At 40.3% G+C, this 22,675-nt stretch carries 22 protein-coding genes; 21 read left to right on the plus strand and 1 reads right to left on the minus strand.

From position 1 onward, the window contains the following. Positions 1-12 precede the first annotated feature (12 nt). The 5 genes from atpG (at position 13) to BMZ41_RS05655 (ending at position 3,978) form a co-directional block, all read left to right on the plus strand. Complete coding sequence (gene atpG, locus BMZ41_RS05635; RefSeq protein ID WP_090167339.1) at positions 13-879, plus strand: ATP synthase F1 subunit gamma; 867 nt, start codon at positions 13-15, stop codon at positions 877-879. A 19-nt stretch (positions 880-898) separates the two neighbouring features. Beyond that, on the plus strand, positions 899-2,293 hold the full coding sequence (gene atpD / locus BMZ41_RS05640) for a F0F1 ATP synthase subunit beta (protein WP_090167341.1): 1,395 nt from the start codon (positions 899-901) through the stop codon (positions 2,291-2,293). Positions 2,294-2,303: 10 nt separating this feature from the next. Then, the gene (gene atpC, locus BMZ41_RS05645; RefSeq protein ID WP_090167343.1) at positions 2,304-2,705 is read left to right on the plus strand and encodes an ATP synthase F1 subunit epsilon; all 402 of its coding nucleotides are present in this window, start codon (positions 2,304-2,306) and stop codon (positions 2,703-2,705) included. Between the two features lie 37 nt (positions 2,706-2,742). Continuing rightward, positions 2,743-2,973: a hypothetical protein gene (locus BMZ41_RS05650; RefSeq protein WP_090167345.1), complete on the plus strand. Its 231-nt coding sequence runs from the start codon at positions 2,743-2,745 to the stop codon at positions 2,971-2,973. Positions 2,974-3,084: 111 nt separating this feature from the next. Further along, positions 3,085-3,978 carry a CPBP family intramembrane glutamic endopeptidase gene (locus tag BMZ41_RS05655; protein ID WP_177184156.1) on the plus strand — a complete coding sequence of 298 codons (894 nt, stop codon included), beginning with the start codon at positions 3,085-3,087 and terminating at the stop codon, positions 3,976-3,978. A 56-nt stretch (positions 3,979-4,034) separates the two neighbouring features. Here BMZ41_RS05655 and BMZ41_RS05660 read toward each other — a convergent pair whose 3' ends face one another. Beyond that, positions 4,035-4,538, minus strand: a complete 504-nt coding sequence (locus tag BMZ41_RS05660) for a GreA/GreB family elongation factor (protein ID WP_090167350.1) — start codon at positions 4,536-4,538, stop codon at positions 4,035-4,037. Positions 4,539-4,685: 147 nt separating this feature from the next. Here BMZ41_RS05660 and BMZ41_RS05665 point away from each other — a divergent pair, with 147 nt between their 5' ends. The 16 genes from BMZ41_RS05665 to BMZ41_RS05740 all read left to right on the plus strand — a co-directional run bounded on the left by BMZ41_RS05665 (position 4,686) and on the right by BMZ41_RS05740 (position 22,662). Next, positions 4,686-5,720, plus strand: coding sequence for a lysylphosphatidylglycerol synthase transmembrane domain-containing protein (locus BMZ41_RS05665; protein WP_090527559.1), 1,035 nt, complete (start codon positions 4,686-4,688; stop codon positions 5,718-5,720). After that, positions 5,717-6,409, plus strand: a complete 693-nt coding sequence (locus BMZ41_RS05670; protein WP_090167355.1) for a CDP-alcohol phosphatidyltransferase family protein — start codon at positions 5,717-5,719, stop codon at positions 6,407-6,409. Before BMZ41_RS05665 ends, BMZ41_RS05670 begins: the two co-directional genes overlap by 4 nt. Positions 6,410-6,412: 3 nt before the next feature. Next, positions 6,413-7,225: a phosphatidylserine decarboxylase gene (locus BMZ41_RS05675; RefSeq protein ID WP_090527562.1), complete on the plus strand. Its 813-nt coding sequence runs from the start codon at positions 6,413-6,415 to the stop codon at positions 7,223-7,225. Between the two features lie 63 nt (positions 7,226-7,288). Next, positions 7,289-8,551, plus strand: coding sequence for a hypothetical protein (locus tag BMZ41_RS05680; RefSeq protein WP_177184157.1), 1,263 nt, complete (start codon positions 7,289-7,291; stop codon positions 8,549-8,551). 22 nt (positions 8,552-8,573) lie between these two features. Further along, the gene (locus tag BMZ41_RS05685; RefSeq protein WP_090527564.1) at positions 8,574-10,010 is read left to right on the plus strand and encodes an aminoacyl-histidine dipeptidase; all 1,437 of its coding nucleotides are present in this window, start codon (positions 8,574-8,576) and stop codon (positions 10,008-10,010) included. Between the two features lie 48 nt (positions 10,011-10,058). Continuing rightward, positions 10,059-11,132 (plus strand): 6-phosphofructokinase, encoded by a 1,074-nt coding sequence (locus BMZ41_RS05690; RefSeq protein WP_072916915.1) that lies wholly within the window; start codon positions 10,059-10,061, stop codon positions 11,130-11,132. Positions 11,133-11,157: 25 nt separating this feature from the next. Then, a complete protein-coding gene (gene dnaX, locus BMZ41_RS05695; RefSeq protein WP_090527567.1) occupies positions 11,158-12,759 on the plus strand; it encodes a DNA polymerase III subunit gamma/tau in 1,602 nt (533 codons plus the stop codon). 14 nt (positions 12,760-12,773) lie between these two features. Then, positions 12,774-13,112 carry a YbaB/EbfC family nucleoid-associated protein gene (locus BMZ41_RS05700; RefSeq protein WP_072916907.1) on the plus strand — a complete coding sequence of 113 codons (339 nt, stop codon included), beginning with the start codon at positions 12,774-12,776 and terminating at the stop codon, positions 13,110-13,112. A gap of 3 nt (positions 13,113-13,115) precedes the next feature. Beyond that, positions 13,116-13,715 carry a recombination mediator RecR gene (recR, locus tag BMZ41_RS05705; protein ID WP_090167363.1) on the plus strand — a complete coding sequence of 200 codons (600 nt, stop codon included), beginning with the start codon at positions 13,116-13,118 and terminating at the stop codon, positions 13,713-13,715. An 85-nt stretch (positions 13,716-13,800) separates the two neighbouring features. After that, positions 13,801-16,725, plus strand: a complete 2,925-nt coding sequence (locus BMZ41_RS05710) for a DUF6240 domain-containing protein (RefSeq protein WP_090527570.1) — start codon at positions 13,801-13,803, stop codon at positions 16,723-16,725. Between the two features lie 125 nt (positions 16,726-16,850). After that, a complete protein-coding gene (locus BMZ41_RS05715; protein WP_090527573.1) occupies positions 16,851-18,533 on the plus strand; it encodes a flagellin N-terminal helical domain-containing protein in 1,683 nt (560 codons plus the stop codon). A 72-nt stretch (positions 18,534-18,605) separates the two neighbouring features. Then, entirely contained in the window at positions 18,606-19,082 is a 477-nt protein-coding gene (locus BMZ41_RS05720) for a flagellar protein FliS (protein ID WP_090167369.1), read from the plus strand. 230 nt (positions 19,083-19,312) lie between these two features. Next, complete coding sequence (locus BMZ41_RS05725) at positions 19,313-19,744, plus strand: prepilin peptidase (protein ID WP_090167371.1); 432 nt, start codon at positions 19,313-19,315, stop codon at positions 19,742-19,744. 20 nt (positions 19,745-19,764) lie between these two features. Continuing rightward, positions 19,765-20,766 (plus strand): hypothetical protein, encoded by a 1,002-nt coding sequence (locus tag BMZ41_RS05730; protein WP_090527576.1) that lies wholly within the window; start codon positions 19,765-19,767, stop codon positions 20,764-20,766. Continuing rightward, positions 20,759-21,967: a TadA family conjugal transfer-associated ATPase gene (locus BMZ41_RS05735; protein WP_242942015.1), complete on the plus strand. Its 1,209-nt coding sequence runs from the start codon at positions 20,759-20,761 to the stop codon at positions 21,965-21,967. The genes BMZ41_RS05730 and BMZ41_RS05735 overlap by 8 nt, the downstream gene beginning before the upstream one ends. Further along, the gene (locus BMZ41_RS05740; RefSeq protein WP_143071323.1) at positions 21,907-22,662 is read left to right on the plus strand and encodes a type II secretion system F family protein; all 756 of its coding nucleotides are present in this window, start codon (positions 21,907-21,909) and stop codon (positions 22,660-22,662) included. Before BMZ41_RS05735 ends, BMZ41_RS05740 begins: the two co-directional genes overlap by 61 nt. Positions 22,663-22,675 lie beyond the last annotated feature (13 nt).

The following is a 22,675-nucleotide window of genomic DNA, read 5'->3' on the forward strand; positions in this document are numbered from 1 at the left end:
GGGTGATCTGTTATGGCCTCAATGAGAGACATAAAAAGAAGAAAACAGAGTGTATCAAGCACTCAGCAGATCACTAAGGCCATGAAGCTTGTATCTACAGTAAAGCTCCAGAAGGCACGTTCTAAGGCAGAGCAGACTACACCGTATTTCAACGCTATGTATAATACGATTTGCAGTATGCTTGCCAAGGCAGGAACAGTTAACAATAAATACCTTAGAGACAATGGTTCTGATAAGATTGGCGTAATTGTCATCACATCTAACCGTGGTCTGGCAGGTGGTTACAATTCTAATATTGTAAAGATGATAACTGGTTCTGAGATGAAGCCTGAGGATGTGAAGCTTTACGTAATAGGACATAAGGGTGGTGACAGCCTTGCCCACAAGGGTTACACCGTGGAGAAGGATTACTCTCCAGTTATGGAGGCTCCTACCTATGCAGATGCGATGGCTATTTGCAAGGATGTCCTTGAAGCATATTCAAGCGGGGAAATCGGACAGATTTACCTTGTTTATACACACTTCAAAAATACAGTTAGCCAGATTCCAAAGCTTATGAAGCTGCTTCCTGCTGAAATCGCAGAAGAGGATGTTGAGGCAGCAAAGACTTCCGGCGCAGAGGCTCTTATGAATTTCGAGCCAAACGAAGAGGAAGCTTTAGACCTCATTGTTCCAAAGTATGTGACTTCACTTGTATATGGTGCTTTAGTTGAAGCTGTTGCTTCAGAAAATGGTGCCAGAATGCAGGCTATGGATTCAGCAACAAATAATGCTGAGGAAATCATTAGTGATCTATCATTAAAATACAATCGTGCCCGCCAGGGATCAATTACTCAGGAATTGACCGAGATTATCGCTGGTGCAGAGGCACTATCTTAAAGAAGATAGGAGTGAAAAAATGGCAAATAATATTGGTAAAGTCACTCAGATCATCGGTGCCGTACTTGACGTAAAGTTCGCTGAAGGCGAACTTCCAGAAATCAACGATGCTCTTGAAATCACAAGAGATAACGGTGAGAGACTGGTTGTGGAAGTAGCACAGCATTTGGGTGATGATACAGTTCGTTGTATTGCCATGGGTCCTACAGACGGTTTAGTACGTGGAATGGATGTAGTTGCTACAGGAGCTCCAATTTCAGTTCCTGTTGGTGAGGCTACACTTGGACGAATTTTCAACGTACTTGGTGAAGCTATTGATGAACAGCCAGCACCTACGGGTGTTGATAAAATGCCAATTCATAGAAAAGCTCCAGCGTTTGAGGAACAGGCAACTTCAACAGAAATGCTTGAAACAGGTATTAAGGTCGTTGACCTTCTTTGCCCTTACCAGAAGGGTGGTAAGATTGGGTTGTTCGGTGGTGCCGGCGTAGGTAAAACCGTACTTATTCAGGAGCTTATCCATAACATCGCTACAGAGCACGGTGGATACTCAGTATTCACAGGTGTAGGTGAGCGTACTCGTGAGGGTAATGACCTTTACTATGAAATGAAGGAGTCAGGCGTTATCGACAAGACCTGCATGGTTTTCGGTCAGATGAACGAGCCACCAGGAGCTAGAATGAGAGTAGGTCTTACTGGACTTACAATGGCTGAGTACTTCAGAGATAAGGGTGGAAAGGACGTGCTTCTTTTCATCGATAATATCTTCCGTTTTACTCAGGCTGGTTCAGAGGTTTCAGCCCTCCTTGGTCGTATGCCTTCAGCCGTTGGTTATCAGCCAACACTTCAGACAGAGATGGGTGCTCTTCAGGAGCGTATCACATCTACAAAGAACGGATCTATCACATCGGTTCAGGCCGTATACGTTCCTGCCGATGACTTAACAGATCCAGCTCCTGCTACAACTTTCGCGCACTTGGATGCTACCACAGTTCTTGAGCGTTCTATCGCCGAGCTTGGTATTTATCCAGCGGTAGATCCACTTGGTTCTACATCTCGTATCCTTGACCCACGTATCGTAGGTCAGGAGCACTTTACAGTTGCACGTGGTGTTCAGGAGATTCTTCAGAAGTATAAAGAATTACAGGATATCATCGCTATCCTTGGTATGGATGAGCTTTCAGAAGAGGATAAGCTTGTAGTTAACCGTGCTCGTAAGATTCAGAGATTCTTGTCACAGCCATTCTTCGTAGCTGGTCAGTTTACTGGTCTCGAAGGAAAGTATGTGCCAATCGCTGAGACAGTACGTGGCTTCAAGGAGATTCTTGAAGGTAAGCATGATGATATTCCAGAGAGTTACTTCCTCAATGCAGGTACAATCGACGAGGTTCGTGCCAAGATGAACGCTAAGTAGGAGGTGGCTTATGGCAGATAACACCTTTAAAGTATCAATCATTACGCCTGAGCGGACCTTTTATGAAGGGGAGGCTACAATGGTTGAATTTAATACAGTCGAGGGACAGATTGGTGTGCTTCCAAAGCACATTCCTTTGACTACTGTTATTGCGCCGGGCATTTGTACAATCCATGAGGCAGAGTCTGAGAAGAAGGCCGCAGTGCACGCAGGTCTTGCTGAGGTCCTGCCTGATAAGGTAACTTTACTTGCTGAAATAGCTGAGTGGCCAGAAGAGATTGACTTAGAGAGAGCCCGCAGCGCAGAAGACAGAGCTAGAGAGCGCTTGGCAAACAAGGACGACGGAATAGATGTGCTGAGAGCTGAGATAGCATTAAAGAAGGCTTTGGTACGCCAGGACTTAAAAGCCTAATCGAGATATTACATGTAATAAGGGGAGGTAGGACACCATGTTAGATGCTGATACAAGGCGAGATATTGAATCTCTAAAAAGAGAGTTAAAGATCTTTGAAGATGAAGAGGCTCAATTATTAAAGGAACTTGATGTTTGTCGGGCACGAAAAGCAGACATAAAGGATAAACTCAGGAAACTAAGCGATGACGATAAGTACCAGTCTGACATGCTGGCTATGGTCTATCAGCAGAGGCATGGAAAGCCTGCAGCCAAACCGGAAGAATAATTATTCTAAATGAATGTGGCGCCGCATTTCGCGGCGCCATTTTTGACTTTTTGTGGCAAAGCAGATAAAATAGTTAAAAGTTTTTAATTATTATAATGGAGGATAATGTATATGGAAAAGAAATCAGGCAAGGTTAAGGCGATACTGTTTTCGATACTTGTAATGATTGTTTTTTTTGTAGTTTTAACTATCGGGCAGTATATAGTTTTATTTCCAGAAATGATGAAGGCAGTTACAGAGGAAGGTATGACTAATACAACAGATATACTTACTTTGCTGACAGAAAAAGAAGGTCTGATGGCAAATGCACAGTTTGTTGGAGAGATAGTAGTTATTGCTGTTATGGCAATCTGGTATTACTTTGGAATTGTAAAAAAGGAAAAGCTTGAGGGTACTTATGAGCCTGTAAGCAAGAAATTTGAAAATAAGTATAACCTCTTATTTGTTGCAATATTGATTCTTACTGGTTCCTTTGCATTATTTACTACATATACACTTGTAAATTTGGCAATCCCTGAGGTGGTTGAAGAATTTACACAGGTAATGGGTGGACTTACAGATAACGCATTGGGGCTTATCGCTATAATCGTAGGTGCACCATTATCTGAAGAGATGGCAGTACGAGGAATTATCATGAAAAGAACCAAGAAGTCTTATGGACTTATTGGATGCATGATAATTAGTGGAATATGCTTTGGAATAATGCATGCAAACATCGTTCAGGGAATATATGCTATTCCACTTGGAATGGTATATGGTTATATAGCATATAAGTTTAACTCTATAATTCCAACAATCATAGGACATGCTTTCCATAATGGATTGGGCGGATATATCTTAGAGGTTGTTGGTGGTCCTGGAGCTGTAATAGGACTTGTGCTTTGCTTGATAGCGCTTTACTTTGTATCAAAGAAGGTTGATATTCCTGAATCAAAGACAGAGGAAGTATTAAGTTCTGTAGAAGAGAATCGTGAAGCAACTGAAGAAATGTTTGTAGAAGAATAGAAAGCTTCAAAAACTAAAGGCACCGGTTAATTCCGGTGCCTTTTAAAATGTCGATATTAATAGCGCTTTATCTGATCGTCCTCATCGGTAGTAGAATTATCAATTTTACGTATTTCTACTTCATAAGAGTAATCGTCATTTACTTTTACCATGGCTCTGTCACCTACGTGCTTTCCACGGATGGCAGCACCTAGAGGTGATTCAATAGAAATAAGTCCCTTAAGGGAATTACCTCGGATTGATGTAACAAGCTTGTAGGTTTCCTCACAGTCATCCTCTGGGATATAGATAGTAACAGTGTTGTTAATGCCAACTTCATCATCAGCACTACTATCATCAACAACCTCGGCAAATTTAAGCATCTTCTCTAAGTAGCGAATACGGCTGTCATTCATATTTTTAGCACGCTTCGCCTCATGATATTCAAAGTTCTCAGAAAGATCGCCCTGTGCACGGGTCTCCTTTACTTCCTCTAAAAGCTTTGGACGGATAACAAGCTTTCGCTCGTCAATCTCAGCCTGGATTTTATCAATATCCCCCTGGGTAAGTCTTTCGCCCATAGTATTTCCTCCATTCATCAAGATAATTTAATAATAAATAAATAAAAGTTTAAATGCAAATCTAAAGAATCATTAAATGTGTAGTATAATATTGTATAAAAAAGAATGCATATCTATAATTTATAGAAAACGAATCAGGAAATTACAATGAATAAAAACGTGGTGAAAAAATTGTTTTGGATGTGCTTCACCCTTGGTTTATCAGTGCTGACGGTATGGGCCCTGTTAAAGCAAAACGAAAGCATGTCCTTTGCACAATTAATGGAATTGATATTGGGCGCTGACAAAAAATGGATGATAGCAGCGATTATCTCTGCATTCAGTTATGTAATTTTTGAGGCAATAGCCCTTTGCTCGATATTAAATTCTATATCTCATGAAAGAAGCTTTAAAAGAGGATTGTTGTACAGTACCTCAGATGTATATTTTTCTGCAATCACGCCATCTGCAACTGGTGGCCAGCCTGCCAGTGCATTTTTTATGATTAGAGATGGCATACCAGGAGGAGTTACATCAGCGGCACTTGTACTAAATCTTATGATGTATAATGCTGCAATAGTGTTCTTAGGAATAATAGCAATAGTGATTTCACCAAGAGCATTTTTTGCTTTTAAATTATCTTCAAAAATCTTTATTGGATTGGGTTTTGTTGGATTAAGTATTTTATCTTTGATATTCTTGTCTATGCTTAGAGGTGGAGAAAGGATATTTAGGGTAATTAGAAGATTTCTTCATTTCCTACATTCTAAAAAGGTATTTCACCGACTGGAGCCAAAGCTGGAAAAGCTTGAAAAAATAGAAAAAGATTATGAAAACTGCTCAGTAATGATAGCTGGAAAAAGAGGAATTATGATAAAGGCATTTTTCTGGAACGTTATTCAAAGAGCATCTCAGATTATTGTTCCAGCTCTTGTATTTATTGCTACAGGAGGAGATGCTAAACTGTCGCCAGTACTGTTTGCTAAGCAATGCCTGATTACTATCGGATATAATTATGTTCCGATTCCAGGGGCACTTGGCATTGCAGATTATTTGATGATTGATGGATTTTCTAGTATCATGTCAAAGGACATGGCGTTTAATCTTGATATGATTAGCCGTGGACTTACATTTTATATTTGCGTCACCTTGAGTGGTGTAATTACTTTAATAGGATATTTGAAAGGAAGAAAGAAAAAATGATAGGCGTTTACGATTATACGGTTATTTTGACATATTTATCGACCATATCAGGAGTAGTAGGAATCATTGTTACTATGACAGGTATTGGACATCCTTATTGTGGAACATTATTTTTGATGCTCTCAGGATTACTGGATGGTTTTGATGGAAAGGTTGCCCGTACAAAAAAGGACAGAACAGAGATGGAGAAGGAATTTGGTATACAGATTGACTCTCTTTCAGATTTAATTTGCTTTGGCGTGCTTCCAGCTTCTATCGGTGTGGCGCAGCTTAGAGTTAGTGGTATTCTTACAGATTTGGGAAGAAATGCTGAAAGACCAGAACATTATTCATTGGTTCTTCTTTTAATATCAATTGCAGCCTTTTACGTACTTGCAGCTCTTATTCGTTTGGCATATTTCAATGCTACAACAGATGAGCGTGCTGAAGAGGCCAAGATTAAAGGTAAAGCATATTTCACAGGCCTTCCTGTTACAACAGCAGCTTTAATTTTCCCTCTTACACTTGTTATTCACTGGTTTACAAGAGCAGATTTAACAATCTTCTATTTCTGGCTTATGTTTATCGTGGCCATCTTGTTTGTAGGTAACTTCAAGGTTCCAAAGCCTAATAAGAGACAGTTTGCAGTTATAATAGTTATTGGATTTATAGAACTTATTGGAACATTATTAATTTTATTTTACGAGTAAAATATGAGTGGATTAAATTTTTTATATAATACAAAGTTGGGGCGAATAATACTTCGCCCTTTATTATTAAAACCAGTATCTGATTTTTCGGGATGGCTTTTGGATTCAAAGGTTTCTAAGTGCATAATTAAAGGATTTGCAGCGTCAAATGACATAAAGCTAGAAGATTACATTTTAGATGATATCAACTGCTTTAATGACTTCTTTTGTCGAAGAATAAAGCCAGAGCAGAGACCTCTCGATATGGAGGAGAAGCATCTGATGGCGCCATGTGACGGATTATTAAAGGTATATCCTATATCAGATGACTTGGTTTTACCTGTTAAGCAGAGCAAATTTACAATTTCTGATTTATTAAGAGATAAAGAGCTTGCTAAAGAATATAATGGAGGATATTGTCTGGTCTACAGACTCTGTGTAAATCATTATCACAGATATGCATACTTTGAATCAGGAGAGAAATCTGCCGATGTGATAATCCCAGGCCTTTATCACACGGTACAGCCGATAGCCCTAGAAGCAGGGCCAGTTTTTGTAGAAAATAGCCGCCAGTACACAGTATTAAGCACCAAAAATTTCGGAAAATGTGTACAAATGGAAGTAGGGGCTATGTTAGTTGGTAGAATAGTCAACAACCAACCCGAGGCAGGCGATGTTACCCGTGGAGAAGAAAAAGGCCACTTTGAATATGGTGGTTCTACCATTATCGTGTTAATTCCACCTAAAAAGGTAAATATATATCGAGAAATATTATTTGCTTCTGAAAATGGCGAGGAGACCCCTGTGGTTATGGGGCAGGATATAGGAGAAATATAGAATTTACCTATCGAAAATGCTATAGTAATTAAAGGGTATTATGTAGAAAATGGGGTTAATAGCATGGTTAAAGAAAAGCTTAGTCAGTTAGAAGAAACAGTACTCGAAAAAATCGACGGTCTGGATGTCAGGGAGAAGCTCTTCGAGCGTAGTTTTAATCACTCGGATATAGAGCGTAATCGCTTTATGCTTAAGGGAGCGTTGGCGTCAGAGGGCTATGACTGGTGGTGGCACAGCTTTACAGGTCATAATAAAAAGACTGGAGAAGAAAAAGCTTTCTTTATCGAGTTTTTTACAATCAATCCTGAGTTGGGAGGAGATGAGCCAGTATTTGGTCAGCTGCCAGCTAATAAGAAAAACGGCGTTAAGCCTTCTTATGTTATGATTAAAGCAGGCTGCTGGGGCGAAGATGCCCGACAGCTTCACAGATTTTTTGGTTGGAAGCAGGTCAGCATCAAGGAGGATGCTCCTTTCCAAATCAGTGCAGATAATTGTTTCCTTTCAGAAAGCCGTACCCTTGGTATGGTGGAGGTTTCGACAGAGGATGCAGCAGCTCATCCAGAGTGGATGTGTGATGCAGGAAAGATGGTTTGGGACCTCAACATAGAAAAGAATCTGGCCTTTAATGTAGGCTATGGTGCAAGCTGGGCTTCAAGAGAGCTGGATGCTTTCGAGATGTTCTGGCACGCAGAGGGCATGAAGACCTTCTACAATGGTTCAGTTATCTTAGATGGCGAGGAATATATAGTAGATAAGGATTCCTGCTACGGATATGCTGATAAGAACTGGGGCAAGGATTATACTTCCCCATGGGTGTGGCTTGCCAGCTCACATCTTAAGAGTAAGATATCAGGCCAGTGGCTGGAAAACACAGCTTTTGATATTGGTGGAGGCCGTCCAAAAATTAGAACCGGACAAACCTTTGATAATGTTATCCTAGGTGCCATGTGGTATGAAGGAGAGCCTTATGAGTTCAATTTCTCTAGATTCTGGACTCTTACCAAGACAAAGTTTTATTGCCATGAGGGAGATGAAGAAATTACCTGGCAGGTTGAGCAGGAGACACCTCTGGCAAAGATAATAGCGGAGATTTCATGTCAGAAAAAGGACATGTTGCTCATAAATTATGAAGCGCCTAGCGGCGAAAAGCTTCACAATCACCTCTGGAACGGAGGTAATGGAAAGGGCGAGATAAAGCTCTATAAAAAAATATTAAAGACCAACGCTAATGACTCAGAGAAAAAGGCTGAGTTTAAATGGGAATTGGTTGATGATATGGAAGCGTACAACATCGGATGTGAGTACGGTGAGTACGACAAGAAATAAAGAATAGTTAGGAGATTTTAAAATGGCAGTATTAAGCAATTGCAAGCCAGAGAGAGTATTTCATTATTTCGAGGAGATTTGTAACATCCCTCACCCAAGTTATCACGAGGAAAAGATTAGTGCATACCTTGTAAACTTTGCAAAAGAGCACAATCTTGAATATTACACAGACGACCTTTACAACGTAATCATGATTAAGGAAGCATCTGAAGGTATGGAGAACGTTGCTCCAATCATCCTTCAGGGACACATGGACATGGTTGCTGAGCAGGAGCCTGACTGCAAGAAGGATATGCTTACAGAAGGCCTTGATCTTGAGGTTGTTGATGGCTATGTTACAGCAAAGGGCACTACACTTGGTGGTGACGATGGTATTGCTGTTGCTATGGCACTTGCTTTATTAGAGGATGAGACACTTAAGCATCCACGTCTTGAGGTTATTATCACAGTTTCTGAGGAAGTTGGTATGGAAGGTGCAGCAGGCATCGATGTATCTATGATTCAGGGACGTAAGCTTCTCAACCTTGACTCTGAGGAAGAGGGACATTTCCTTGCAGGCTGCGCAGGTGGTTGCAGAATGGAGCTTGAGTACTCAGCAAAGAAGGAGCAGGTTAAGGGAAATCTTGTTTCAGTAGAGATTAACGACTGTACAGGTGGTCACTCTGGTACAGAGATTGATAAGGGACGTGCAAACGCCACATTAATGGTTAATAGAATCCTTGCAGCAGCACTTGAGGTGTCTGATGTAAACGTCGTTGATTTTGTTGGTGGTACAAAGGATAATGCAATCCCACGTGCTACATCAGCTAAGGTTATCGTATCAGCTGACGCTGTAAAGGCTATGGAGGCTGAGGCAGCAGCTATTAAGAATGAGTTTGCTGTTACAGATCCAGAGATGAAGATTGATATCAAGAGCGAAGGTGATGCAGCAGTAGACGGTGTTAACGCTGCAGATACAAAGAGAATGATTCAGCTTCTTTCATGCATGCCAGACGGTGTACAGGCTATGAGCCATGATATTGAGGGTCTCGTTGAGACTTCACTCAACCTTGGTATCCTTAAGCTTACAGAGGAGGGACTTAACTTTTCATGTGCACTTAGAAGCTCAGTAGACAGCGCTAAGGCTGCACTTATGAGAAAGGTTTCTATGGTAGGAAATGCCTTTGGTTGCAAGATTTCTACTCACGGTGAGTACCCAGCTTGGGAGTACAAGAGAGAGTCAAGCTTCAGAGATGAGCTTGTTGCACTTTACGAGGAGATGACAGGTGATAAGGCATTAGTAGAGACTCTTCACGCAGGTGTTGAGTGTGGTCTTCTTGCTTCAAAGCTTCCAGGACTTGATGCAGTTTCAATTGGACCAGAGATGCATGATATTCATACTCCAAAGGAGCGTCTTGGCATTGCTTCTACAGAGAGAATTTACAACTACGTAAGAAGAGTTATAGAGACAAGTAAGTAATAGAAATTAAACTATAAGGGTTTTTCTTTAGGGAAGGAGAAGATTTCTATGATGAGAATCGGATTGCTTACAAGTGGTGGAGATTGTCAGGCGCTTAATGCTGCAATGCGTGGCGTTGTTAAGGGTTTGGCTGCAAACGTAAAGGACTTGGAGGTATACGGCTACTTCAATGGTTATAAGGGTCTTATCTATGGAGATTACAGACTTCTTACCAGTCAGGATTTTTCTGGAATCCTTACACGAGGTGGTACAATCCTGGGCTCCAGCCGTCAACCTTTCAAGCTTATGCGTGAGCCAGACGAGAATGGACTTGATAAGGTAGAGGCTATGAAGTCCAACTACTATAAGCTTAATCTAAACTGCCTTGTTATCCTTGGTGGTAACGGTACTCAAAAGACTGCAAATCTTCTTCGAGAGGAAGGCCTTAACATAATTCATCTTCCAAAGACTATCGACAATGATATCTATGGAACAGATTTGACCTTTGGTTTCCAAAGTGCCATTGATATTGCTTGTAACACTATTGATTGTATTCACACTACTGCTTCATCACATAGTCGTGTATTTATAGTAGAGGTTATGGGGCACAAGGTAGGATGGCTTACGCTTTATGCTGGCGTGGCATCAGGTGCTGATATTATCCTTCTTCCAGAGATTCCATACGATATAAAGAAGGTTGTTAAAGCTATCAATAAGCGTGCCGAGGAAGGCAAGGGCTTTACAATCCTTGCAGTAGCTGAGGGTGCTATTTCAAAGGAAGATGCAAAGCTTTCAAAGAAGGAATACAAGAAAAAGCTCGAAGAATCAAAGTATCCTTCAGTATCCTATGAGATCGCAGATAGAATCCAGAAGGAGACCGGCATAGAAGTTCGAGTTACTGTTCCTGGTCATATGCAGCGAGGCGGTAGCCCAGACCCATTTGATAGAGTTCTTTGTACTCGTCTTGGTTCGGCAGCAGCTCAGGCTATTATGGATGGAGATTTTGGAAATATGATTGCCATGGTAAATGGCAAAACAAAGCGAATTCCGCTTGAAGATGTAGCTGGCAAGTTGAAGACGGTAGAGCCTGATTGTCAGATGATAGAAGAGGCTAAGCGAATAGGTATTAGCTTCGGTGATTAAGATAAAATAAGGGTAGGTAATTGTTATGTCCTATATGGCATTATATCGAAAGTTCAGACCGCAGACATTTGAGGATGTAAAGGGTCAGGACCATATCGTTACAACACTTCAAAATCAAATAAAAAGCGACCGTATAGGACATGCGTATTTGTTTACAGGTACCAGAGGAACTGGTAAGACTACTATTGCAAAGATTCTTGCCCGTACTATCAACTGCGAGAATCCGGTAAATGGTTGTCCATGTATGGAATGCCAGACTTGTAAGTCTATTACAGCAGGCAATTCCATGAACGTAATTGAAATGGATGCTGCATCAAACAATGGTGTAGATAGCATCAGACAGATTGTAGAGGAGGTGGCATATCCTCCTACAGAGGGCAAATATAAGGTTTATATCATCGATGAGGTTCATATGCTTTCCACAGGAGCCTTTAATGCCCTGCTTAAGACCTTGGAGGAGCCACCTTCTTATGTTGTGTTTATTTTGGCTACTACTGAGGTTCACAAGATTCCAATCACAATTCTCAGTCGTTGTCAGAGATATGATTTTCACCGTATTTCCATCGACACTATTGCAGCCCGTCTGCAGGAGCTGATGGATAAGGAAGGTGTGCAGGTAGAAGAGAAAGCGATTCGCTATATCGCAAAGGCAGCAGATGGTTCTATGCGTGACGGATTAAGCCTTTTGGATCAGTGTATTGCCTTTTACATTGGTCAGACACTTACCTATGACAATGTACTTAAAGTTCTTGGGGCTATCGACACGGAGGTGTTCTCAAGACTTCTTAGAAATATCATCGATGGAAATGTCACAGCAGCTATAGGAATCCTTGAGGAGATAATTACTCAGGGACGAGATTTGAATCAGTTTGTTGTGGATTTCACTTGGTATCTCCGTAATCTCATGCTTATCAAGAGCTCAGAGGACATGGAGGAAGCACTTGAAATGTCATCAGATAATCTTGCACTTCTCAAGGAAGAGGCAGGAATGGTTGACACAGAAGTGTTAATGCGATACATTCAAGTACTGTCTGCGCTTTCAAATGATATTAAGTATGCAAGCCAGAAGAGAGTATTAATTGAGATTGCATTAATCAAGCTTTGCAAGCCTCAGATGGAGCCAGATATATCAGCGTTAAATAACAGAATGGCTAATCTGGAAAAGAAGGTAGAAGAGGGTGTGCCAGTAGTTATGGCAGCTCCACAAGCACCTGTCGGTGGAAATGGCGCTACACCCAGCGCAGCTCCTGTAAAAAAGGAGCCACTACCAGCAGCAGTTCCAGAAGAGGTTAAGAAGATTGCCCAAAGCTGGGGTTCAGTAATGGGAAAGCTTCCAGTGAATATAAAGATGTACCTGAAGGAGGTATCCACAGTTACCACCAATGAATCAGGAGATTTGGTGTTGATTTTCGACCAGCCTGAGGGTTCAGGACGAATGGGTGGAGATTTTGTTAATCGCCCAGAAGTATTAGCAGATATTTCAGCTGTCATCGAGCAAATGCTTCAGAAGACAGTGAATATAAAAGTAGAAATTAATTCCAGTGGAGTAAGTTCACAGAACACAAAGACCGACGTAAGAGACTTCTTCGCAAATGTTGGAATTGAGTTAGAACAAGACGAAGATTAGGAGGATTAGAAGATATGGGTAAAGGAAGAGGCGGATTTCCAGGAGGCGGAATGCCAGGTAACATGAGCCAGCTTATGAAGCAGGCTCAGCGTATGCAGCGTCAGATGGAGGAAGCTCAGGCTCAGCTTGAGGAGACAGAGATGACAGGTACTGCAGGTGGCGGTGTTGTTGAGGTTACAGTTTCTGGTAAGAAGGAAATCACAAAGATTAAGATTGATCCAGAGGCAGTAGATCCAGAGGATGTAGAGATGCTTGAGGATCTCGTTATGGCAGCAGCAAACGAGGCCCTTCGTAAGGTTGATGAAGTAAGTGCTGCATCTATGTCTAAATTTACAGGTGGATTAGGACTTTAATTAATGGAATATTACAGCAAAGAAATTAGCAACTTAATAGCGGAGCTAAGTGATTTGCCTAGCATTGGAAGTAAGTCAGCCCAGCGGCTGGCTTTCCATATATTAGGAATGGATGAAGAGAAGGTAAATGACCTGGCTAATGCCATTATTCAGGCTAGAAAAAATGTCCGTTACTGCAAGGAGTGTTTTACTCTTACAGACGATGAGCTCTGCCCAATCTGCTCTAATCCAAAGCGTAATAAGAATATTATTATGGTTGTGGAGGACACCAGAGACTTGGCAGCCTATGAAAAGACTGGAAAGTTTGAAGGTGTTTATCACGTATTACACGGAGCTATTTCACCAATGGCAGGCATCGGACCTGGTGATATTAAGCTTAAAGAGCTTATGGTTCGTTTGCAGCAGAATGATGTGGAGGAGGTTATTGTAGCCACAAATTCTTCTCTCGAAGGAGAAACTACCGCAGCCTACATTAGCAAATTAATAAAACCAACAGGTATTAAAGTGAGTCGTATAGCTTCCGGAGTACCGGTTGGTGGAAATCTCGAATATATCGATGAAGTAACGTTACTTCGCGCGTTAGACGGACGCACAGAGTTGTAAAAATTAGCTGTCAGATGACAGCTAATTTTTTTTTGTCTTCATCCGAAATATATGATGTAAGTACAACATACCCTGGAGGAACTATATGCAAATAGAAGGACTCAAGGTAACGGATTACATCAAAACAGAAGGGGCCGACACAACAGGCTTTGGTGTTGGAACCAGCGATATCAAGGACGATAAAAAAACAAATACTAATAAAGAGCTTAAGGCATTGTCGGTGGATAATGCATACTATAACAATAAGGGAGTCATGACTGATGAAGATTTCACTAAGGAAGTGAAGGAGGCATCAGCTCTTGGTATGTCTACCGTTGATAAAATCAAAAACGTGGAGAGAGCCTGGGGTGAAGAAGCTACTGAAAAAACACGTGAAGATGGCCATGATCCTATGGATATGGAGCCAGAGACTCTTATTACAGTTGTAGACGAAATTAAAATGAATTTGGCAAAGGCTGGAGCAGACATCTCAAAAATGGGAGGTCTTTCTGATGCTGAGATAGAGGCAATGTCCGGTTCGATTGCTCAGGCAGTTGCTATGACAAAAGGCCTCTCGGATACTCTTCCAGTGGAAGCTCAGGCCTATCTTGTAAAAAATGATTTGGAGCCTACAATCGCGAACATTTACAATGCACAATATTCTGTGCCAGTAAAGGCTCCAGAGGAGACAAGTGATGAGGATATCATTAGTCTCATTGAATTAGTTGAGGGTAAGGTAAATTCACTTATAGAGCAAATTGAAAGTGAAGACGTTAAGTTTGCGCGAAACCCTGTGCCGCCGGTTGAACTTAAGAACATGGTGGCGACCATGTTAAAGCAAGATGTTCCTGTAACTAAGGAACATCTTGAATACATGGTGCAATTAGACCAGTATGAAAAACCATCAGAAGAAAATATTGTAAGTGCAATATCAGATATTTTAGCTGAAGGAAAAGACCCATCAGAAGCATATTTAATCGAAGGTTATTCTCTTATGGATCAGGCAAAGAAGACCTTTGAGGAAGTGATGGGAATGGATGTTAATGATTTAGCATCTGTTACTGCTCAGCGTCAGCTCACAGAAATTCAGCTAACAATGACAGTCGAGGCCACCTTCACAATGATGAAGAATGGCATTGACGTAAATACAAATGATCTCTCAGATTTGTTGGACAAGCTTAAGCTTCAGGAGACAAATCTTCTTAAGATATTAATGAAGGCTGAAACAGGAGAGAAGACCGATTCCAATGTAAATCTTTTCAAGGAAGTTATGAACGAGATGGCGGAGATTCAGTCTGCGCCAGTAGCTGCCTTTGGAAGATTTTCAAATATTGGAATGGAAACCTTCTCCTATGTTCATGAAGTCAGCGTATCAGTTACTGCTGAATATTCCCGTATGGAAATGACCTATGAGGCCGTTGGAACAGAGGTAAGAAAAGACCTTGGTGACAGCATTAATAAGGCGTTCCAAAATGTGGATGATATTTTGGCAGATCTTGATATCGAGGTGACAGAATCCAGCCAGAAGGCAGTTCGTATTCTCGCGTATAATCAGATGGAAATCACAGCTGAATCAGTGACTAATATGAAGGCTCAGACAGAACTTGTAGGACGCACCTTCAAGAGTATGACTCCTGCAGTTGTTTCCGAGATGATTAAGCGAGGAAATAATCCACTTGATATGACCATGAATGACCTTAAGAACATGGCAGAAAATATCAAGGCAGAGATGGGAAGTACTTCAGATGAGGAAAGCTATGCAAAGTTCCTTTGGAAGGCTGAACATAATTCAGAAATCAGTGCGGAAGAGCGTGAGGCTTATGTTGGTGTGTACAGACTTCTTCATCAAGTGGAAAAGTCTGATGGCGCAGCCATAGGTGCGTTGATAAGTCAGGGCACGGACGTGACTCTTCGTAATCTTATGACTGCAGTTCGTTCAAGTAAGCACACAGGTAAGGACTACGAAATCAATGATAAGTTTGGTGCATTAGATGAAATGGTAGTGAGAGATTTATCTATCACCGAGCAGATTGAAAAGGTATTCCTTACAAATAGATGTCGTGACGCTAAGGAAGCTATGACTCCAGCCAAAATGCATATTCTGGGTGAGGATATTATTTTAAATATGAATCCAGATGAATTTGCACAGGCAATGGAAGCTGGTACAACAACTTCTGAGCAGTTAGAGGAAAAGGCATACAACCAGTATGTGACAGCACAGCTTAAGGAAGCTTTTGAATCAAGTGAAGAGGTTGAATCCGTATTGCAGCAGTATAATCTTCCAACCACAGCAAATATGATTACAGCAGTTCAGGCATTGATGCAGAAGGGTTCTAGTCTGTCAAAGGATTTATATGGCAGAGCTGCAAAGCTTCAGGAAAATCAGGATATGGATATTGAGGATTTGATTAATCTGGCATATCAGCGATTCGATGAAGCCTGTCACAGCCCCGAGGCAATGAAAGAAGCGGAAGAGGTACTTGGAGATTTAGCTGAAAGGGTTATGAAATCAATGGAGGAAATGGAAGATATTAAATCCATTGATTTAGATAATATGAAACTGATTATCCAGCAGACAAAGGCTATCCAGCAGATGGCAGACACTGGAGAGACATATCGCATTCCTATAGCAATTGATGGGGAAGTTGGTGATATGAATCTTCGCATCGTTCGCGGTCAGCAGGAGACAGGTCTTGTGAAGATGGCAGTTTATCTGCAACAGACCAGCACTGTATCTACTACCTTCAGATATGAAGCAGGCAAGGTAAAGGCAAGTGTTGAGTGTGCAACCGCAGAGACCAGAGAGCGACTGGCCAGCCAGGCTGACAAGCTTTCAGAGTACATGCAGGAACAGACTGGATTTAGCTTTACCTTTTCCTTTACACGAGAAGCAGGAATTAGCGTCAATGATATTTATAATTGGCAGCTGGGCAACTTCCAGGAAGTAGAAAATCGAGATAATGAAATTCAAACAGAGGCTCTATATAGCATAGCCAGAAGCTATTTAAATGTTATAGGAGAAATGTTCTGATAAATGTTCGATTAATTATTAACGGAAAGAACCGATAATAAAATTGTAAGGACAGGGATGATCTTTATCAATTAAAAATACACCGCACGGATGCTAGACTTTTGTTACGGCTTTAGGAGGCGACTATGAGAATTAACAATAACATGTCAGCGGTGATTACAAACAACAAACTTCTTGGTACCGAAGGTTCCCTTTCAGATGTAATGGAAAAGCTTAGCTCTGGCTTTAGCATTAATCATGCATCAGACAATCCTTCTGGAATTGCCATTGCAGGTAAAATGCAGGCTCAGATTGATGGACTGGACAAGGCATCTACAAATGGTTCCGACGGTATTTCTGTTTTACAGACAGCTGAAGGTGCTCTGAACGAAGTAACAGATATGATTCAGAGAATGAGAGAGCTTTCAGTTCAGGCTGCAAATGGAACAAACTCTGATGAAGAGCGTGAAGCAATTCAGAAGGAGATAGAATCACTCTTATCAGAAATTGACAGAATATCACAATCAACAGAATTTAATAAGATTAATCTTTTAGATGGTACATTGGATTGTAGAACCTACGCTAATAATGTAACTAGAATTGCCACATCTAATAACGTACCAGCAGGTATTTATCAGCTTAGAGTTACTCATGCATCAAAGAGAGCTGAAGGTGTAGCAGCACAAACTGGTAGTTATCCTGTAACAGAAAACTTTGATAATACCTATTCAAAAGTTGAGACTACGACAAACGTTACAACAGGATCAGCTACAGACACGAATGGAAAATATAACTATAAAAACTTTATAGATACATCTGAATGGACAAAGACCATTAGAGATTATTCAGATGTAGAGAATACAGTTATTACAACAACAGAAGGTAGTGGACTTGGAATAGCAGGTTCCATTTCAATAAATGGATATCCAATGACCTTCAACCAAGGTGAATCTGGTGAAAGCGTATACGGAAAGCTTCGTATGGCCTGTGAAAAAGGCGGAGCTGTTATTACTGATTTTGATGCAGCAGAAGGACTAAAGATTTCGTCTTATAAATATGGAGCAGAGGCGGAATTAGAGATAGAGTTCTCTAGTATAGAGTTTGCCAGAGCTTTAGGATTTAAGGGTGATGGTACAACCGAAGTACTGGATAAGGATGATTCGCAAACTGTAATTCCTAAGATTACTAAAGTGGGCGAGGATGCAGAGCTTACCCTTTTCAAAAACAATAAGGATGATGCTGAGCCTGCTAATACAGTAGATTCATTATTTGGACAGCAGGCTACTTATAAAACAGATGGAAGAAGAGTAATTATTTCTGATACAAAGGGTTTTGAAATGTCCTTCCTTTTGGATGATGGATTTGCATCAGATGCAAAAGATGAAAATGGAGATCCTTTGTATGACGGACTAGTTGTTTTTAACGTAACGGATATTGGCTCAATGGCTTTACAGGTAGGTGCCAATGAAGGTCAGCAAATGAAGGTAAGAATCGCATCAGTAAGTACAGAGTACATGTACATCGATGATGTTGATGTTACCAGAGCTGATGGACCAGAGGACGCAATGGATGCCCTCGGTGAAGCATTAAGTTATGTTACATCAGTTCGTTCACAGCTTGGTGCTTATGAAAACAGATTAGAGCACACCACAAAGTCTTTGGATGCAACCGAAGAAAATATGACATCTGCCATTTCTCGAATCGAGGATGCCGACATGGCAACAACAATGGTTGAATATACAAAGTTTAACGTGTTGGAACAGGCAGGTGTATCAGCACTGGCACAGGCTAACGAGTTACCTCAGTTGGCACTCCAGTTACTACAGTAGTAAGGTATATCATCCTTAGCCAAAATTTCATTTTCTAACCCTTGGATATGCACTTAATAGGAGAAATAGTAAATGAACAAAGATAAGATTTCAGCTTTTACCTTAAAAATAGCTTCCAGCAATGGCAGTGGATTAATATCTATTCTTTATGACATCTATCGTGAATATGAAACTGAAGCACTGGATCAATTTTCAGCTGGCCAAGTGGATGCAGCGATTGTTGCACTGAAGAAGTGTGCAGACGTGGTCAATCACCTCCAGAGAGATTTAAATTTTGAGTATAAGGTAAGTTCAAATCTGTACGCGCTATACGATTATGTACAGCGAAATGTATCCAAATCCATATATAAGGCAAATCCAGAAGGAATATTAGAGGCTAAAAGAGTCATGGATGAATTAGGTATTGCGTTTGACCAAGTGGCTAAGAGAGATTCTTCCGCGCCTATAATGCGGAATACACAGTATGTTAGAGCTGGCGCTACCTATGGAAGGGGGGCTCTTAATGAAAGCCTAATGGGTAGTCAAATCAGCAGAGGTTTTTGGGCATAATTTTAATATTGAATTATAGAAAAAGAGATTTCCGTAACAGGGAATCTCTTTTTTAATGTTTAGTTATAAAAAGTATCGTGAGAAATATACAACAGAGTAGGGGATAAACCACGATAGGGTATTTATCTCTAACAAAAAATCAAAAAGTGAATCTTCACAAAAAATAATATAGCGTGAAATGCTATGTATCTTCCTGGCACCAGATCCTATAATTCCAACTCGAAACGGAGGTGAAGAAAACGAAGACGTTTTTGACATGGAGTATTTTGACCGTTGCGAATCTTTTTGATGCGAGGGATTACAAAATACCAAATGAGCTGATCATTCTGGGATATGCTGCAGGACTTTTCCTGAATATACAGAACTTCCAGTGGATCGGAATTATCCTTTTCATAATAAAAGCTGTCATGCCTATTCTTGCATTATATCTGCTGTATAGAAGTAAGAATCTAGGCTCTGGTGATATCAAATTGTTTTCTGTTATGAGTACTCTAGTGGGTATTGAACTTACAACAGAAGTGATGATTACCTCAGTGATGCTTGCTGGTATCGCTGTGCTGGGCATTTTCTTGTATGAGAAGGGAATCAATATAAAAAGAAAATTACACTATTCCTTTTATATTACGGCTGCGTTTTTCTATTGCCTTATATCTAGTAAGTAAAAAGAATGGAGTAATTATCGATGAAAAATTTGGAAATCGCATTATGCGACCTTGATTCAAATTATGTTTTAAAATTCGCCAGTCATTTAATGAGAAAGGCCAATGTGGGAGTTCATATTTTCACAGCTCCCGAGACATTTTATTCTGACGAGTCAGATTTTGATGTAGCCATTATGACGGAGGAGTTTGATGAAATATCGGGATTCCGTCCAAAGGGAATGATTGGGCACAAATATCTTCTTACAGAGGAACCTGGAATTATTTCAGAGAATGTCATCTATAAATATCAGGCTGTAAATATGATTTTTGATGACATTACTGAATTAAAGGGTTCAATGAACGCTGTTAGTAAAAGAGATTCTAATGAAAAATCTAAGTTAATAGGGGTGTATTCTCCTATAAATCATGAATTACAGTTGCCATTTTCTATGGCGCTGGGTCAGGCATACAGAACAGGTGGAAAGGTTCTGTTCGTAGATCTGGAGGAGATTTCTATAATGCCAAATCTTATTGGCAGAAATTGTGAAAGAAATCTCATGGATCTTCTTTATATCTTAAACACTAACTCTGATGATATGGAAAAGAGTTTGTCCGAGTACGTGCGAAGCTTTATGGGATTCGATTATATCGAACCCTTTTGGAATCCAAACGAAATCGGTGAAATCGACGAAGACACTTGGGATAGGTTCTTCGAGATGCTTGTGAAGACTGATTATGACGTGGTGGTAGTTCTTTTTGGAAGAGTTATCAATGGATTTTCCAGATATCTTGAAAGATTAAATAAGCTCTTTGTATTAGGACGACCTGGAGATTACTTCAAGAAGGGACAAGAGAACTTTTTGGATTATCTTGAGAGAATTCAGGCGAACTTATCTGTGGAAAATGTAATTCTTCCTATGTCAGCAGGAAATCTTTCTGATGGTACATATCAGGTGGAAGAATTGCTTCAGGGAAATCTAGGAGTATTTGTAAAGAAATTAGTAAATATAAGTGGGAGAAATGGGTTAGAAATTTATGGATAGCATAGAAGAGCAGGTACGCTCAGAGGTAATGAATGAAATAGATTTATCCTATGACGTTACCGATGAAGAAATACTTCAGCTAATAAAAAATAAAATCATGGAAAAATCTAAATTAGTACCAGTCTCTCTGGTCCAGCGTCAGACGATAGAAAATCATGTTTTCAATTCTCTTCGAAAGTTGGATGTGCTGGAAGATTTATTAGCTGATGAAGATATTACAGAAATAATGATTAATGGGCCAGATAATATTTTCATTGAAAAGAATGGACAGATTATTCATTCCAAGGAAAGATTTTCATCGGAGGAAAAGCTGAATGACATTATTCAGAGTATTGTGGCCGAAAGTAACAAGATCGTAAATGAATCAAATCCGATTGTTGATACGAGACTGGAGGATGGTAGTCGTGTAAATATCGTACTAAAACCTGCAGCAGTAGATTACAGCATTCTTTCCATAAGAAAGTTCCCAAAGGAGCAAATGACTATGGAGCGTTTGAAAGGATTTGATTCTATCGACGAGGAGCAAATTGAGTTTTTGAAAAAGCTTGTAGAAAGCGGATACAACATATTTGTATCTGGCGGTACAGGAAGCGGCAAGACATCGTTTCTAAACGCATTAGGAGAATTTATCCCTAAGGACGAGCGAGTAATAACTATAGAAGATTCTGCAGAGCTTCAGCTTAAGAACATTGAAAATCTGGTTCGTCTTGAGGCCAGGAACGCAAATCTTGAGGGCAAAAATGAAATCAGCATAAGGGATTTGCTAAAGTCATCTCTTCGAATGAGACCAGATCGAATTGTGGTTGGAGAATGTCGAGGAGCGGAAGCCTTGGAGATGCTGCAGGCATTTAACACTGGACATGATGGGAGCCTTTCCACAGGACATAGTAATTCCTGCAAAGATATGCTCTCAAGACTTGAAACAATGGTGCTTATGGGCGCGGAAATACCGCTTCCTGCTATAAGACAGCAAATTGCATCAGGTATAGATATTATTGTGCAGCTTGGAAGACTTAGAGACAAGAGCAGAAAGCTCATAGAAATATCAGAAGTAGAGGGCGTTGAAGCAGGAGAGATAAAGTTAAATCCTTTGTATAAGTTTAAGGAAATAGATGAAGAAAATGGAAGGATAGTTGGCCAATGGGAAAAGGTAGGCAGTTTAATTCATACAGAGAAATTAGTGGCAAGTGGAAAAGCATGATGACCTTGGCGCAAGGGATAGGAATAACCTTTGTGGTTGCTTTCCTGTTTTACAAATCAATTGCAGGATTATTAGCAGGGATACTGATAATTCCTTTTTGGCTAAGGCTAAAAAAAGAAGAAAAAAGGGTTCAATACCAAGCTCAGATGGAAAGTGAGTATAAGGAATATATGATGTTAATTGTAGCTAGCTTGCAGACTGGATATTCACTTGAAAGAGCTTTAAATCAAGCAGAAGCTGAGCTGAAAAAATTATATCCTCAAGGTTCAATTCTGTTAGCGTCTGTCCACATTATGAATCAGAAAATTACTATGAATGTTCAGGTAGAAAAGGCCTTTGATGAATTTGCTAAGACAACCGGTCTAGAAGAGGCAGCAAGTCTGTCTGAAATTATTTCCTTTGCAAAAAGATGTGGCGGTGATTATGGTCGTCACATTAGAGAAACAGCGATGAAGATAGAAGATAACATTTCTGTGAAGCAGGAAATAGAGACAATCACCACTGAGAAAAGGCTTGAGCTTAAGGTAATGTGTGTGATGCCAATGCTAATTCTGGCATATATATCACTGACATCAGCAAGTTTTATAGCACCACTTTATGGAAATATAGTGGGAGTTGGATTGATGAGCGGGTGTCTTATTTTATATGGAATCTTGATTGTAATTGGAAGAAAAATAATAGATATAAAGGTCTGAAGTAATTGATTAT

The organism is Pseudobutyrivibrio sp. UC1225 (assembly GCF_900115215.1).
Classification (GTDB): Bacteria; Bacillota; Clostridia; order Lachnospirales; family Lachnospiraceae; genus Pseudobutyrivibrio.

Coding starts and splice junctions, on each gene's coding strand:
- BMZ41_RS05655 (WP_177184156.1), top strand. CDS start 3,085: ATGGAAAAGAAATCAGGCAAGGTTAAGGCGATACTGTTTTCGATACTT.
- BMZ41_RS05675 (WP_090527562.1), top strand. CDS start 6,413: ATGAGTGGATTAAATTTTTTATATAATACAAAGTTGGGGCGAATAATA.
- atpD (WP_090167341.1), top strand. CDS start 899: ATGGCAAATAATATTGGTAAAGTCACTCAGATCATCGGTGCCGTACTT.
- BMZ41_RS05735 (WP_242942015.1), top strand. CDS start 20,759: ATGGATAGCATAGAAGAGCAGGTACGCTCAGAGGTAATGAATGAAATA.
- BMZ41_RS05685 (WP_090527564.1), top strand. CDS start 8,574: ATGGCAGTATTAAGCAATTGCAAGCCAGAGAGAGTATTTCATTATTTC.
- recR (WP_090167363.1), top strand. CDS start 13,116: ATGGAATATTACAGCAAAGAAATTAGCAACTTAATAGCGGAGCTAAGT.
- dnaX (WP_090527567.1), top strand. CDS start 11,158: ATGTCCTATATGGCATTATATCGAAAGTTCAGACCGCAGACATTTGAG.
- BMZ41_RS05680 (WP_177184157.1), top strand. CDS start 7,289: ATGGTTAAAGAAAAGCTTAGTCAGTTAGAAGAAACAGTACTCGAAAAA.
- atpC (WP_090167343.1), top strand. CDS start 2,304: ATGGCAGATAACACCTTTAAAGTATCAATCATTACGCCTGAGCGGACC.
- BMZ41_RS05660 (WP_090167350.1), bottom strand. CDS start 4,538: ATGGGCGAAAGACTTACCCAGGGGGATATTGATAAAATCCAGGCTGAG.
- BMZ41_RS05650 (WP_090167345.1), top strand. CDS start 2,743: ATGTTAGATGCTGATACAAGGCGAGATATTGAATCTCTAAAAAGAGAG.
- BMZ41_RS05740 (WP_143071323.1), top strand. CDS start 21,907: ATGGGAAAAGGTAGGCAGTTTAATTCATACAGAGAAATTAGTGGCAAG.
- BMZ41_RS05665 (WP_090527559.1), top strand. CDS start 4,686: ATGAATAAAAACGTGGTGAAAAAATTGTTTTGGATGTGCTTCACCCTT.
- BMZ41_RS05715 (WP_090527573.1), top strand. CDS start 16,851: ATGAGAATTAACAATAACATGTCAGCGGTGATTACAAACAACAAACTT.
- BMZ41_RS05700 (WP_072916907.1), top strand. CDS start 12,774: ATGGGTAAAGGAAGAGGCGGATTTCCAGGAGGCGGAATGCCAGGTAAC.
- BMZ41_RS05720 (WP_090167369.1), top strand. CDS start 18,606: ATGAACAAAGATAAGATTTCAGCTTTTACCTTAAAAATAGCTTCCAGC.
- atpG (WP_090167339.1), top strand. CDS start 13: ATGGCCTCAATGAGAGACATAAAAAGAAGAAAACAGAGTGTATCAAGC.
- BMZ41_RS05690 (WP_072916915.1), top strand. CDS start 10,059: ATGATGAGAATCGGATTGCTTACAAGTGGTGGAGATTGTCAGGCGCTT.
- BMZ41_RS05670 (WP_090167355.1), top strand. CDS start 5,717: ATGATAGGCGTTTACGATTATACGGTTATTTTGACATATTTATCGACC.
- BMZ41_RS05730 (WP_090527576.1), top strand. CDS start 19,765: ATGAAAAATTTGGAAATCGCATTATGCGACCTTGATTCAAATTATGTT.
- BMZ41_RS05710 (WP_090527570.1), top strand. CDS start 13,801: ATGCAAATAGAAGGACTCAAGGTAACGGATTACATCAAAACAGAAGGG.